This is a genomic window from Pedobacter sp. Leaf216 (assembly GCF_001421515.1).
In the GTDB taxonomy this organism is placed as follows: Bacteria; Bacteroidota; Bacteroidia; order Sphingobacteriales; family Sphingobacteriaceae; genus Pedobacter.
Genome location: NZ_LMKM01000007.1, coordinates 576,660 through 591,987 on the forward strand (window position 1 = coordinate 576,660; position 15,328 = coordinate 591,987).

General features: G+C 36.5%; 11 protein-coding genes. 9 read left to right on the plus strand and 2 right to left on the minus strand.

Going from position 1 to position 15,328, the window contains the following annotated elements:
- Positions 1-155: 155 nt before the first annotated feature.
- Together lon and ASE74_RS07495 are read left to right on the plus strand one after the other, a co-directional pair.
- Entirely contained in the window at positions 156-2,627 is a 2,472-nt protein-coding gene (gene lon, locus ASE74_RS07490; protein ID WP_055906457.1) for an endopeptidase La, read from the plus strand.
- Between the two features lie 81 nt (positions 2,628-2,708).
- Positions 2,709-3,659 (plus strand): lipid A deacylase LpxR family protein, encoded by a 951-nt coding sequence (locus ASE74_RS07495; RefSeq protein WP_055906460.1) that lies wholly within the window; start codon positions 2,709-2,711, stop codon positions 3,657-3,659.
- 180 nt (positions 3,660-3,839) lie between these two features.
- Here the strand turns inward: ASE74_RS07495 and arfB are convergent, their stop codons facing one another.
- A complete protein-coding gene (gene arfB, locus ASE74_RS07500; RefSeq protein ID WP_055906463.1) occupies positions 3,840-4,247 on the minus strand; it encodes an alternative ribosome rescue aminoacyl-tRNA hydrolase ArfB in 408 nt (135 codons plus the stop codon).
- A 185-nt stretch (positions 4,248-4,432) separates the two neighbouring features.
- Between arfB and cmk the strand changes: the two genes are divergently transcribed.
- The 7 genes from cmk (at position 4,433) to ASE74_RS07535 (ending at position 14,392) form a co-directional block, all read left to right on the plus strand.
- Entirely contained in the window at positions 4,433-5,113 is a 681-nt protein-coding gene (gene cmk / locus ASE74_RS07505) for a (d)CMP kinase (RefSeq protein ID WP_055906466.1), read from the plus strand.
- Between the two features lie 194 nt (positions 5,114-5,307).
- Complete coding sequence (locus tag ASE74_RS07510) at positions 5,308-6,138, plus strand: DUF1080 domain-containing protein (protein ID WP_055906469.1); 831 nt, start codon at positions 5,308-5,310, stop codon at positions 6,136-6,138.
- 59 nt (positions 6,139-6,197) lie between these two features.
- Positions 6,198-7,697 carry a YgcG family protein gene (locus ASE74_RS07515; RefSeq protein WP_055906472.1) on the plus strand — a complete coding sequence of 500 codons (1,500 nt, stop codon included), beginning with the start codon at positions 6,198-6,200 and terminating at the stop codon, positions 7,695-7,697.
- A gap of 9 nt (positions 7,698-7,706) precedes the next feature.
- Complete coding sequence (locus tag ASE74_RS07520; RefSeq protein ID WP_157255368.1) at positions 7,707-8,780, plus strand: hypothetical protein; 1,074 nt, start codon at positions 7,707-7,709, stop codon at positions 8,778-8,780.
- A gap of 187 nt (positions 8,781-8,967) precedes the next feature.
- Positions 8,968-9,966, plus strand: coding sequence for an SH3 domain-containing protein (locus tag ASE74_RS07525; RefSeq protein WP_055906477.1), 999 nt, complete (start codon positions 8,968-8,970; stop codon positions 9,964-9,966).
- Between the two features lie 417 nt (positions 9,967-10,383).
- The gene (gene rpsA, locus ASE74_RS07530) at positions 10,384-12,318 is read left to right on the plus strand and encodes a 30S ribosomal protein S1 (RefSeq protein WP_055906480.1); all 1,935 of its coding nucleotides are present in this window, start codon (positions 10,384-10,386) and stop codon (positions 12,316-12,318) included.
- A gap of 400 nt (positions 12,319-12,718) precedes the next feature.
- The gene (locus ASE74_RS07535) at positions 12,719-14,392 is read left to right on the plus strand and encodes a beta-N-acetylhexosaminidase (protein ID WP_055906483.1); all 1,674 of its coding nucleotides are present in this window, start codon (positions 12,719-12,721) and stop codon (positions 14,390-14,392) included.
- Here the strand turns inward: ASE74_RS07535 and ASE74_RS07540 are convergent.
- Complete coding sequence (locus tag ASE74_RS07540) at positions 14,389-15,315, minus strand: AraC family transcriptional regulator (RefSeq protein WP_055906485.1); 927 nt, start codon at positions 15,313-15,315, stop codon at positions 14,389-14,391. The two genes, ASE74_RS07535 and ASE74_RS07540, sit on opposite strands and share 4 nt — an antisense overlap.
- Between the last annotated feature and the right edge of the window lie 13 nt (positions 15,316-15,328).

Sequence of the window (15,328 nt, forward strand, 5' to 3'; positions counted from 1 at the left end):
TAGTGGCTGAAATATTTATGTTACTCTGCCTTTTTAACATAAGATTAATGTTATTTTCAGTTTGGCACAAGAGTTGAATTTATTAACTTAATACCAAAATTAAACAAAGTGAATACGATTAAACTGCCAGTTTGTCGTTAGCGGAAAATGTGATAATGAGTAAACAAGATATATTTGATTTCCATACAGCAATGCCAATTATAAATGAGGATACCGAATTTTTCCCTTTAATGTCTCAACAAGACGAGGAGGAAATGAACAATGAGGAAACACCGGATACATTGGCGATATTGCCTTTGCGAAACACAGTTTTATTTCCAGGTGTGGTGATTCCCATCACAGTTGGAAGAGATAAATCAATTAAATTAATTAAAGAAGCTTACAAAGGAAATAAAATCATCGGGGTTGTTTCTCAGAAGGATGTTTCTATCGAAGACCCTACTTTTGAGCAACTTAACACTGTTGGTACGGTTGCAAACATCATCAAGCTTTTGCAAATGCCTGATGGTAATACTACGGTAATTATCCAGGGTAAGCAACGTTTCAGCCTGATTGAAGAAGTGCAGAACGAGCCTTACATTAAAGCGGTTGTAAAAAAATTCGAAGAGCAGAAACATAAAGCAGATAAAGAGTTTAAAACGCTGATTGCATCTATCCGCGAAATGTCAGCCCAGATTATACAGCTTTCTCCAAATATACCGAGTGAAGCCAGTATTGCACTTAAAAACATAGAGAGCAATTCGTTTCTGATTAATTTCATTTCGTCAAACATGAATGCCGAAATGTCCGATAAGCAAAAAATCCTGGAAATGGATAAATTGCAGGAAAGGGCACAAAAGGTAATGGAACTTTTGATGGTTGAATTGCAGATGCTCGAATTGAGAAATCAGATTCAATCGAAAGTACGTACTGATTTAGATAAGCAACAACGTGATTATTTCCTAAATCAGCAATTAAAAACCATTCAGGAAGAACTTGGTGGCAATTCTGCCGATTTAGAATTTGATGCTTTACAGGAAAAAGCCAAAAAGAAAAAATGGGCCCAAACTGTTGCAGATCATTTTGATAAAGAACTTGATAAGCTGGGCAGAATGAATCCGGCTGCACCTGATTATTCGGTACAGTTAAATTACCTGGAGTTACTTTTGGATTTGCCCTGGAGTGAATTTACCAAAGATAATTTCGACCTAAAAAGAGCACAGCGGATTTTAGATAAAGATCATTTCGGTTTAGAAAAAGTTAAGCAGCGCATTATCGAATACCTGGCTGTATTAAAATTAAAGCGCAATATGAAAGCGCCAATTTTATGTTTGGTTGGCCCTCCGGGAGTTGGTAAAACTTCATTAGGAAAGTCAATTGCAAAGGCATTGGGCCGTAAATATGTGCGTATGGCTTTAGGTGGCATCCGCGATGAGGCAGAAATTCGCGGTCACCGTAAAACTTATATTGGTGCTATGCCAGGCCGTATTATTTCTTCCATTAAAAAAGCCGGTGCAGATAATCCTGTTTTTGTATTGGATGAGATTGATAAAGTAGGAACTGACCACCGTGGCGATCCATCATCAGCTTTGCTTGAGGTTTTAGATCCTGAACAGAACAATGCTTTCTACGATCATTATGTAGAGGTAGATTACGATTTATCAAATATTTTGTTCATTGCAACCGCGAACTCTTTAAGTACCATACAACCTGCTTTGTTGGATCGTATGGAAATTATTGAGGTAAACGGCTATACCATTGAAGAAAAAATAGAAATTGCCAAAAAATACCTTTTGCCAAAACAGAAGGAAAATCATGGTTTACAAACGAAAGATATCAGCTTAAAAACTGCATTGATTGAGAAAGTGATCGAAGATTATACCAGAGAATCGGGGGTTCGTGGCTTAGAGAAAAAAATAGGTTCATTGGTGCGTGGTGTTGCTACAAAAATTGCCATGGAAGAAACCTATGATGCCAACTTAAGCAATGATGATGTTGAACGTATTTTAGGCGCACCGATTTACGATAAAGATTTATATGAAGGTAACGAAGTGGCTGGTGTTGTTACGGGTTTAGCCTGGACAAGCGTTGGCGGTGACATTTTATTTATCGAATCGAGTTTAAGTCCGGGTAAAGGAAAATTAACGCTAACGGGTAACCTTGGCGATGTAATGAAAGAATCGGCGGTTATTGCCCTGGCCTATTTACGAGCGCATGCTTCAGAATTCGACATCGATTATTCATTGTTTGACAATTGGGATGTTCACGTTCACGTGCCTGCAGGTGCTACACCAAAAGATGGTCCATCGGCTGGAGTAACTATGCTTACCGCATTAACTTCTGCATTTACACAACGTAAAGTTAAACAACACCTGGCCATGACGGGAGAAATTACCTTACGGGGAAAGGTGCTTCCTGTGGGCGGAATAAAAGAAAAAATACTTGCTGCCAAGCGTGCTAATATTAAAGAGATTATTCTTTGCAAAAGCAACCGCAAAGATATTTTGGAAATTAAAGAAAGTTACATCAAGGATTTAAAATTCCATTATGTAACCGAAATGAGTGAAGTAATTGAGCTGGCTTTAACCAAAAACAAGGTTAAAAAACCATTGGATTTGAGCGTTAAAATTGCGCCAATTGTTAACTAAATTGTAATTCTTTTGGATTATCATCAAAAATCCAATAACAATAAATACTTTTATAGCCTGGGTAATTGCCCGGGCTTTTTTATGAAATCATTTTTATTTGCCATAGTTTTTTGTTTGGTTGCTTCAACCAGTTTTGCGCAGTCGTTTAAAAACGAATTTGGTTTTAAAACCGAAAACGATGCTTATCTGGCTACGTTAAACGATCGCTATTATACAAATGGGTTGTTTATTTACTTCCGCCATGCGATAAATACCGAAAAACTATCGGATAAAATTGAGAAAAAGACTTATGAAATTTCTGCGGGCCAGAAAATGTATACGCCTTATTGGGGCATGGTAGCAAACAAGGAAGATCAAGACCGACCTTTTGCAGGTTATCTGTATGCTGGCGGTGCTTATTCTATTTTTTACAAAAACGAAAGTGTTTTAAAAACCAGTGTAGAATTAGGAACGGTTGGGCCTAATTCGCTCGCTCAAACAGCACAACGTTTTTTACATAAAACAGTTGGTTTTTATACGCCCGCAGGTTGGGATTATCAGATTAAAAATGAATTGGCCATAAATCTTGCTGCAAATTATAGTAAATTGCTTTTCAGGCCGGAAGATCCGATTGTGGATATCAGCGCCCAGGGTTATGCCAATTTGGGTACAACATTTTCTGGCTTGGGAACATCGCTTTTATTCAGAATTGGTAAGGTAAACCAATTATTCAATAGCGCATATCATAATGCAGTAATCGGAAATGCCAAAACGAAAAGCTTACACAATTCAGAATTTTTCTTTTATATAAAACCACAGCTTAATTTTGTAGCTTATGATGCCACGATTCAGGGCAGTCTTTTTAACAACAATAGCCCGGTTACCTTTGGTGTTAAACCGATTGTTTTTGAGCAGCAATTTGGTGTAAATTATAGTTCGAAAAGGTTTACAGCTGATTTTAATGTAATTTTTAAAACTAAAGAAGTAAAAAGTGTAGCTAAGGCACAGAATTACGGTGGCTTAAGCTTGTACTACAGGTTTGGGAAGACTTAGAATTCCTATATTGTTTGGCATTCATTGCTAAGCTTATTACCAGCCGCGATTGCCATGTTGACCCGAAGATTGGGGATCATCATCTCTCCTGCGTTAAAGGCCCTGAAATAAATTCAAGGTGACTTTACTAAGAACAACTATATAAATGTAATGGCAAATATTTCCATCTGATATTTTATTTCAAAAATCAGTTATTTTCCGGTTTTTTTTCTTTTCTGCTGTGGAGGCTTTATTTTTCAACCTCTTTTCGATAACTCCTTTAGGAATTTTAGTTGGTTTTCTCTTTTTCTGCACAATAAGTGACCGTTTTAACAAATCGATCAATTTAGCAATCGTTTTCTCTTTATTTAAAAGCTGGCTCCTATCCTCCTGCGAAACAATATGCAACAGGCCTTCACTATCCAGGCGATTCGATAATTTTTCTTTTAAAAGAGTCTTCTCGTCATCACTTAAACTTTCATTGGCATCAAGATCAAAGATCAGTTCTACCTTGCTCGAAACCTTATTTACATTCTGCCCGCCTTTGCCCCCGCTTCTGGAAGTTTTGAAAGTAACAGACCGTAAAATTTCATCTCTTGTAGGTAACATGTACCAAAAATAGGAATTTGAAACAAATTTCGTCCCTTCCCTAATCACCTCAACTTACAATTTTGTATTTTATTTAATTAATTATCAGCTGCCAAACCATTTATTTATTAAAAATTTTATCAGATTTTATCTTTATAGTGCTAAAAATTGAGCATTCTGTTTCTATTTTTTACCTTTGCGCTACGATGAAGAAAAACCTTGTAATCGCAATTGATGGCTACTCATCTTGCGGAAAAAGCACATTAGCAAAGGCATTAGCAAAAAAATTAGGCTTCATCTATGTAGATAGCGGGGCAATGTACCGTGCCGTTACGCTATATTTTTTAAGAAACAACATTGATGTTACCGATGATGCCAAAGTTGTAGATGCATTACAGCACATCGAATTGAATTTTCACTCACGCGATTACGAATCGCACATTACCCTAAACGGCGAAGAAGTTTCTGATGAAATCCGTTTAATGCCTGTTTCAGAAAATGTAAGTGAGGTTTCTGCACATAAAATTGTACGCCATGAGATGGTTAAACAACAACAGCGCATGGGCAAATCAAAAAACATAGTAATGGACGGTCGCGATATCGGCACAACCGTTTTCCCGGATGCGCCTGTAAAATTCTTTATGACGGCTGATCCAAAAATAAGGGCCGAACGAAGATTTAAGGAACTTGAAAGTAAAGGCAATAATAAAACCACTTTGGAAGAAGTTTTTGAAAATCTTGCACACCGCGATTACGCTGATACCACCAGAAAGGAAAGTCCTTTGGTTAGGGCAGATGATGCGGTTATTTTAGATAATACTGATCTTACACAAGAAGAACAACTGGCATTCGCATTGGAAAGAGTTCAGCCTTTTTTAGCTCATTAAGTTTTGGTTAACTGTTGTAATTGGTTAATTAAAAATTGCCTTTTGTAAATTGTCAACTGAAAACCTGTTTTTGATCTGTATGCTCCAAGGATAAACTATCAACATTGGACTACATACGCTTTAATCTCTAACTCACTCTTGTTTCCTGAAACGAAAAAATTTCATACTTTTAGCACCTAACCCAAATGCTAACCATGAAATTAAAATCAATTTACCTTTCAGTATTATTTTTATCCCTAATAATCTCAAACGCCAGTGCCCAAAAAGGCTGGATCAATCTTTTTAATGGAAAAGATCTCAAAGATTGGAACATTAAAATTGCAAAACACGACTACAAAGAGAATTATGCCAATACTTTTCGGGTAGAAAACGGAGTAATGAAAGTAAGTTACGACGGATACTCGGAATTTGACCAGCAATACGGCCATATTTTCTATAAAAAGCCTTTTTCTGCCTACCTTTTAAAAGTTACATACCGTTTTGTTGGCGATCAGGCTAAAGGTGGCGAAGGTTGGGCCACAAGAAATAGCGGTGCGATGTTGCATTGTCAGGATCCGGCAACCATGTTAAAAAATCAGGATTTCCCGATTTCTATTGAAGGTCAAATTCTTGGCGGTGATGGTGAACATGAACGCCATACCAGCAATGTATGTACACCAGGCACCTTAATTAATTACAATGGCAAATTGTTTACCCCCCACTGTTTAGATTCAAAATCTAAAACATACGCTGGCGACCAATGGGTAACTGCAGAATTTTTAGTTTTAGGCGATTCGGTAATAAAACACATTATAGCAGGTGAAGTGGTGTTGGAGTATACAAAGCCTCAAATTGGTGGCGGTAGCGTTTCCAATTTTGATCCGAAGGTTAAAATAGATGGAAAACCATTAACTTCAGGTTATATTTCATTACAAAGCGAAAGCCATCCGATAGAGTTTAAAACGGTGCAGCTTTACGATTTGGAAGCTTATATGAAAGATAAAGCTAAACTGGACAAGATTTTGGCAAAAATCTTAAAAGAGTAAACCATATTCGCACTTAGCTGTTAAAAGATGATGTAAAAGCTTACACCTAAATTTGTACGATGCTCAAACTTCATCTATTTAAATCGCTTTCCTTATTATTTTTCCTTTTTGCTGTTAATATTTCTTTTGCTCAAACCGCTTATAAGGTTGCAGATATTCCTGATCCCAAGAAAAATGGCGGCGGTTATGTAAGCGATCCTGATAAAATTTTGGATGAAGGTGCAATTTCTTCGTTAAACAGCACTATCGCCCACTTTGAACAAGAAACCAATGTTCAGGTGGCGGTGGTAATTGTTAACGATTTTGACCCTGATCAAGAAGACTTTGATTTTGCATATGAGCTGTTTAAAACCTGGGGCATTGGCTCCAAAACCAGTAACAATGGCTTACTCCTTTTTATTGCCAAAGACAGGAAAAAATACCGTTTCATTACCGGTACTGGAATTGAAGGTGTATTGCCAGATGTAAAGCTCAAACACATTGCCGAGCAGCAGCTCCTGCCGGCTTTTAGGAAAAATGATTTCAGTACCGGTATTACGAACACCATTAATGCAACTGGTGAAATTATTTTAAATCCAGAAAATAAATCGGAACTAAACCAGTTTTTTACCCAGCGAGATGGTAGCAATGCGCTAAATATTTGGTGGCTGCCATCAATTGCCATTATACTGGCCTTTTTTGGTGTATTTAAAATTTTAAACAGGCAAGGTAAAAACGGTTTATATATAGAAGGTTTTGACAAGAATAACAGTAGGGATACTACCATAGCAAAAGGCTGTGGAGTAATTATATTTATTGTATTTGTTTCGGTATTTATCTTTGTTTTTTCAGGCTCTTTTAATATTTTCAGCAACATAAGGGGTGCACATATACCTTATATCTTATTCGCCGTTTTAGCCATCGGTCTTTTTTTCAGGTATCTCTTCTGCATTTCTGCCCTGCGGAAAGCTCATCAGGATGATAAAAATTTCTTCGATTCTGTTTTGGTTTTCCATAAGAAAAACTGGTGGTTAATACTTTTTTCGCCAATTATTCTCTTTGCTATTATAATCCATTTCATAAAACGCGCCAAAACAGTTGATCGTTTTAAACCGGTTATGGACAGTAAAAACAATCCGATGACGCGTATTGACCGTGATATTAATATTGAAGGCAAACCATTTTTAACTGAAGGACAACGAAAAGAAGAAGTTGTTTTAGCTTACGATTATGATATATGGGAAAGTGCCGACCATAAAGAACACATCATTAAAGCCTGGCCGGCAGAAAAATACAGTAGCTATATAGAATGCCCTGAGTGTACTTTTAGAACTTATAAATTAAATAAACAGGTAACGGTTAAGCAAGCTACATATAGCCACGACGGACAGGCAAAACTGATTAATGAATGCAGTTTCTGTAAAAAAACAGAATTTATTAAATGGATCACTCTTGCGATGCTGGTGGAATCCAGTTCTTCATCAAGCTCATCATCAGGCGGCAGTTCATCATCTTCATCCTCTAGCAGTAGCTGGGGCGGTGGCAGCAGCAGTGGCGGTGGTACCGGGGGTAGCTGGTAAACTAATTTTATGACAAAGAAAAGGATGTTGATTTTTTTATCTGTATTGTCCACATTATTAATAGTTTACCTTATTAAATTTACAGCCATTAATATATCATTATCGAATATCTTCTTCCCAAATGCACTTAAAAATTATCCATATTTAAACAATCGTGCTGGATCAGCAAATTTCGAAGTTGAATACCTGTTTTTTGATCCTGCAAATATTGATTATGATACCAAAACCGATGGTTTTATCATCACCACCGCTCATGTAAACCAGGATTTTGAAGTTTACCATAAACTTGATGCAAAGGGGAATGTAACGGACTCTTTAATTAACGATACCACTGCGATACATACTTTCCGCAATGAGGGTGTTGTTTTTGGGGCAAACTATTTTATTGATTGGTATACCTCTGGCAACAAAAGCAAGCAACCTTTTATCAATTTTTTAAACAAAGATTTTAAAATGGAAGGGAACGCCTGGGAAGAAAATTTTGAGCGTAATTACAAAAATGCTTTAGCGGTTACGTATAAACCCGGTAAAGATTGGGATTATTTAACCTTCTACTTTAAAACATCCGATGGATGGATGGCCATGAATACTCAAAAGAATGATAATAGAATTTACCAGGATACGGGATCAGATAACGAGTTGGATTTTAAAGGTTTTCCGGTTAAAGGCAATAGATTTATTCCTTTAAAAAGCAGTATTGATGGAAAATACCCATTGTTGAGCTATAAAAACCGCAATAATGAGGAAAAACTCAGTTACAATTGGAAGGACAATACAAATCCGGTTGTGCTAAAATATTTTAAAAAGGAACGTTTGCAAGGCCGGGCGCCTTACAGCGGCTTGCCCCAAACCTGGGGTGGAGATGCTTACCTCACATTAAAACATAAGAATGAAGAAATTTGCTTTAAGGAAATTGCAATAAAAAACGTTGGTTTTTTTACCGAACCAATAATTAGTGTAGATTTATATAAGGTACCAAAAGCATTTGAAAATAAATCGGAGGTTGCCTTTATTATCCTTTCTTATGGAACAAATATTGGCGATCGTGGTGCAAATGGACTATACGTAATCAAAAGAAAATAGTTTTTGCAGCTATTTTAGGATAAGTTTTTATTGTTGTTTAACCGGCAAACTGAAAAATCTTTTAAATCTTCTGGAAGCTTTACTAAAAGAATTTCTATTTTTGGCATAATAATGGCTCGCCAGGCATCTTAACATTGATGCTTTTTTTGCAGTTAACGCTCTGTTAAAGCATCTATAAAAAAACAACATGACCAGAATCTTATTTATTCTTATTGCCTTCATTACTTTTTCGATCACTTTAAATGCGCAGGATATTTACCGTGTAAAAGCAGATAAACTACGCGTTAGGGCATCAAGCGATCCGAAAAGCAAAGTTATTGGTAATATTGCTCAAAGCGAAAATATAACGGTTACAGATGCCAGCAATGCCAAATTCTATAAAGTAAAGTTTAAGAACAAAGAGGGATGGGTGAGCAAAGATTTCGTTGAAAAAATTGCTCCTGTGGCTAAACCAGCCGCCACGCAACCTAATGCAGTGCAACCAAGTGCTGCTCAACCCAGTACCACCGCCCAGGCAGCAACAAATGTTGACATGTACCGCACTACTACTGATGATTTGCGGGTTAGAGAAAAAGCTGATGCCAAAAGTAAAATTGTTGGACACCTGCCGAAAAATGAAAATGTAGCTGTTATCGATTCATCAGATGCAAGTTTCTATAAAATAAAAGTGACCAATGGTGAAGGCTGGGTGAGTAAAGAATTTTTAGTACGGATTTCGCCAATAAATAAGCCTGCTGCAAATAAAGGAACTGTTGCTGCATCGGTACCACACGAAAATAAAGATTATACAAACGTTGTTTTTTTTGTTATAGTGGCCTTAATTCTGATTGCCATTTTATATTTCTCGATTAAATATGCGAGTGGCAATAAGGCCCTGATTGGTTTCTCGGTGGTAATTATTCTTGTTACCGGGTATTTCTGCTACATTACTTTTATCCAAAAAAAGGTAGTTTCTGGCACATTTGCGAGCAATGAAGATATACAATATAAAACCTTTGATTTTAAATCTAAAGATTCGGTAACTGTAGCCGATGCTTATAAGGATTCGATATTCACATCCAAATATGTAATTGATGGGGATATGATTAAATTGTATGATCAGCAAAATACGATCATGCTCTTAATCAGAGATGAAAAAACATTAATAGGCGAAGGTTTTACAAGAGGTACGTTTACGAAAAAGTAGAAGATTGATTTATTAATCTGGAGTTTGAAAATAGTACACAGCAAGCAATGAGTGGATTTATTTCCTTCAAATGTGTCACTTATTTTGATTTTAATAATTAATCTTTTTTGATTCCAACCTTTATTGTTAAGCAACGAGCCGTCCCATGGAGACGCTTGCCAGGTAGCCAATAATTTTGTTATTGGCCATTTTCAAAATAGTATGAAAAAACGCGAATTTTTGCTAAAAAGCATTCATTTTTCATCATAAAGACCGTGCAAAAGAAAAAGACCACCCTGCCTGTGAGGCACCCCTCCATGAGAGGAGAATTATAAAGCGCTAAAAATCAGCAAGATTTATTAAAAAAATCTTTCCTATTAATTAAAATATTTTTACCTTTGCAGTCCCTAAATAGGGAAAAAAGGAGAAAATTAATTAATGGCTAAAAAACAAGTAGCAGAAAAAGAATTAGCAGCAAAAACAGCTGAACTTCAGGGAGAAGGCGGACGCCTAACTGAAAAAGAAACTATTGAATCAGAAGCTGATTCAGTTTCGATCGAATCGATCAAATCATCATTGGCTACACCATCGGAAGATTTCGATTGGGATGCAGATGAAAAAGTTTTCGGTAATTACAATGATGCAGACCGTAAAAAGTTTGAAGATATGTATGCTGGAACATTCAATCAGATCACTAAAGGTGAAATTATCAGTGGTATTGTTGTTTCAATCAACAACAAAGATGTAGTATTAAACGTAGGTTTTAAATCAGACGGTTTAGTTTCTACTTCAGAATTCCGTGATACACCAGATCTTAAAATCGGCGATTCAGTTGACGTTTTCGTTGAAGCACCAGAAGATGCTAACGGTCAATTGATCCTTTCTCGCAAAAGAGCAAAAACCCAAAGATCATGGGAAGCGATTAACGAGGCTCTTGAAAATGATAGAATCATCAACGGTTTCGTTAAGAGCCGTACTAAAGGTGGTTTAATTGTTGATATCATGGGCGTTGAAGCTTTCTTACCAGGATCTCAAATTGATATTAAACCTATCCGCGATTACGATGTATACGTGGGTAAAACAATGGAATTTAAAGTTGTTAAAATTAACCATGAGTTTAAAAACGTAGTTGTTTCTCATAAAGTGTTAATCGAAGACGATTTAGAAAGCCAAAAAGTAGAGATCGTTTCTAAATTAGAAAAAGGTCAGGTACTTGAAGGTACTGTTAAAAACATTACTGATTTCGGTGTGTTCATCGATTTAGGTGGTGTTGACGGTTTACTTCACATTACTGATATTTCTTGGGGCCGCATAGAGCATCCAAAAGAAGTATTATCATTAGATGAGAAAATCAACGTTGTTGTTTTAGATTTCGATGATGAGAAAAAACGTATCGCTTTAGGCTTAAAACAATTAACTCCACACCCTTGGGAGAACTTAAGCACCGACATTCAAGTTGGTTCTAAAGTAAAAGGAAAAATCGTAACAGTTGCAGATTACGGTGCTTTCTTAGAAATCATCCCAGGTGTTGAAGGTTTAATCCACGTTTCTGAAATGAGCTGGTCGCAAAACTTAAGAAATCCACAAGAATTCTTAAAAGTTGGTGATGAGATCGAAGCTGAAGTTTTAACTTTAGATAGAGACGAGCGCAAAATGAGCTTGGGTATTAAACAATTATCTAACGATCCATGGCAAGAAGTTGCTGCTAAATTCCCAGTTGGAAGCAAGCACAAAGCAACTGTTAAAAACATGACTAACTTCGGTGTTTTTGTTGAAATCGAAGAAGGTATTGATGGTTTAATCCACATCTCTGATTTATCATGGTCTAAAAAAGTAAACCACCCTAACGAATTCACTAAAGTTGGTGATGTATTAGATGTTGTTGTTTTAGAACTTGATGTTGATAACCGTAAATTAAGCTTAGGTCACAAACAATTGGAAGAAAACCCTTGGGATACTTTCGAAACGATCTTCACTTTAGATTCGGTTCACCAAGGTACTGTTGTTAAAGTAACTGATAAAGGTGCTGTTATTGCTTTACCATATGGTGTAGAAGGTTTCGTACCAACTAAACACATGGTTAAAGAAGATGGTACTTCAGTTAAAGCTGAAGAAACCAATGACTTCAAAATCATTGAATTTAACAAAGAAGCAAAACGCATTGTAGTATCTCACGCCCGTATTTGGGAAGAGGTTAAAGCTGAAGCTGTAGCAGAAGAAAGAAATGCTAAGAAAAAAGAAGCTAAAGCTGCTGTAACTGCGGTTAAAAAAGTTAAAGATTCTGTAGAGAAATCTACTTTAGGAGACTTAGACGTATTGGCTCAATTGAAATCGCAATTAGAAGGCGAAGAAAGCAAAGCTAAAAAAGGCTAGTTCTTTTTAACTGATTATATTAATCCCGATAGCGAAAGTTATCGGGATTTTTTTTTGATCATGCTTTTGCCACGGAAACACAGCACGCACGGACTTCCTCCTATGAATAATCATCCGATAGCTACCGGATACAGGAAGGCTTTTCAGCTGCCGAAGCAATCTCATTAATGCAATTGAGAACAAAGCAGGAGCTTATATTTTCTTAAATCCTGATATGGTAAATAATAATAATTAGAAAATGAAAGCTAGTGCTCATCGGTAAATACAGCCCCGCTATACTTTCTGCCGTGAAAAACGGCATTCATCCTATCGGGTTTATGTAACATAGTAGTTCGTTCTACCAAACCTTTTCCTTTCATCCGTCTATAATTATTATTTTTGAAAAGGAAAATCCCTTGTAATGAAGAAATTTATCTTTTTGTTTTTATCAATTATTTCGTTTAAACTTTCTGCACAGGAAGTGAATATAATTCCCCAACCCGTAGAACTAAGGCCTGGAGCTTTTCCGTCAGATAAATTCAAAATTAACAATAGTACCACGATCAGAATATTGGATTCTACAGCGGTGAACGCTGCTATCTTTCTTAAAAATTATATTGCCAATCATTATAATCTTAACTTAGAAGTAAGTAATAATCTAGTGGGAACTAAGGGAAATGCCATTAATCTCATTATTTCAGATCAATTGTATAAAAACTCCGATAAATACTTTGTATCTGTATTATCTTCCACAGTTAATGCAGGTGCTTCTTCTCCACAGGGTTTGTTTTACGCAGTTCAAACCATTATACAGTTATTACCAACAAATGCTGATAAAGAAATCAGTATTCCTTCAGTAGATATTATCGATTATCCCCGCTTTGGTTACCGTGGCATGCACCTCGATGTTAGTCGCCATTTTTTTAATGTAGATTTTGTAAAACAGTACATCGATTATTTAGCATTACATAAAATGAATTATTTCCATTGGCATTTAACTGATGACCATGGCTGGCGGATTGAAATTAAAAAATACCCAAAACTTACCGAGATTGGTGCCTGGCGAGATGGAAGTATTATTGGCTTATGGCCTGGAAAAGGAAACGAGAATATAAAATATCAGGTATTGCCAAAAACAGTGAAGATTACACCAAATGATGCGGTACTCAAAACTGATGGTATTAAACACGGTGGATTTTACACCCAGGACGAGATTAAGGATGTGATTGATTACGCTGCCAAACGCTACATCACGATTATACCTGAAATTGAAATGCCAGCGCACAGTATGGCTTTATTGGCTGCTTACCCTGAATTAGGAACCGAACCAAATAAGAAGTATGAAGTTGCCCAAACCTGGGGAATGATGAATAAATACAATAATGTACTTCAGGCATCGGATACCACTTTTAAATTTCTGGAAAATGTATTAACAGAAGTAATGGCTTTATTCCCCTCGCAATACATTCACCTTGGTGGAGATGAAGCTTCTAAAATATGGTGGAAACAATCTGCCGCTTCTCAGGAAATAATGAGCTCAAACGGTTTAAAAAATGAAAGCGAACTTCAGAGTTATTTTATCCGTCGAATGGAAAAATTTGTAAACAGTAAAGGTAAAACGATTATTGGCTGGAACGAAATTTTACAGGGAGGATTGGCACCAAATGCAATCGTAATGAGCTGGCAGGGGGAAAAAGGTGGTGTTGATGCGGCCAAGCAGAAACACAAAGCCATTATGACGCCCGAAGATAAAATGTATTTCAATCACGCTCAATTTGTAAAAGAAGATAGCCTTACAGCAAATAAATTTTCGCCATTAATTGATGTGTACAATTATGAACCTGTACCTGCTGAACTCACGGCAGAACAGGCTACATATATTTGGGGCGGACAAGGCTGTTTGTGGAGCGAATACATTACCAGCCGGGAAAAGGTTCAGTATTTATTATTCCCAAGATTAGATGCCTTGAGCGAAATTTTGTGGAGTCCAAAAGGAAAACGGAATTATCCGGATTTTCAAAAAAGGTTGAAAACACAGTTTAAACGCTACGATTTAATGGGAATTACTTACTCCAAACGGTACCTGGAAAATTAGTGAATCAATTGTTTAGCAATCTGAAGCTGATAAGCTCCGGGGGTAATGCCTACTACCTTTTTAAAAGCCCTGATGAAATAATTAGCATCACCAAAACCCAGCTCATAACTAATCGACGCGACTTTTGTGCCAGGCTGTGCGAGTAAAATTTTAGCTTTATTAATTTTTTCTGTTAAAATAAAATCGTTTGGACTGATTCCCAATTCCCGCTTAAACAGCCTGTAAAAAGTAGCTTTGCTCATGCAGGCCTTATCACTCAAACTGTTGATACTAATTTTCTCACTGAGGTTTGTTTTAATATAATTCAACACAAAAGCCAATGGATTTTGATTCAGGTTATAACCTTCATCGCTAATGGTTTTAAGGTTTTGAGTTTGCATAATGCGTACCAACAGTTCTTTTAAAGTTAAATCTGCCAAAACATCCTTCTCTTTTGTCCGTTCGGAACAGATTCTGATTACTTTATTAATGAGGTATGCAATTTCTTCGTTGTTATAAAAATGGTATTCATCATAATTAAGCAACCACTTTTCGTTACTTCCATCTTTTGGAAAAAATTCGTTCAAATAAACAATTGTTTTCTGAATCTGTTCCTGATCAATCGCAAGGGCAATACATTGGGTAGGATTAATGTTTGTGGCTTCAGGAAAATCTATTTCCATGGTAACGGCAGGCGGAACAATCACGGTTTGACCGGGAAAGTAATCAAAACCTTTTTTATCGAATAAATGCATTACTTTTTTACCCCTCAGCATACTGGTAATAACAAAATCGTTAAAAGTAAGCGGTACCTTGTACGATTGGGTATAGGTTTCAAAAACATTCAATTCGCACCGCTCCAGGGTATAGGATGTTCTGTTTTCTACCAAAGTTTGCAACGTTTCCGAAGCACTTAGTTTCACCTGATCTAATGTATGTTGCATAAACCGAGAAAAT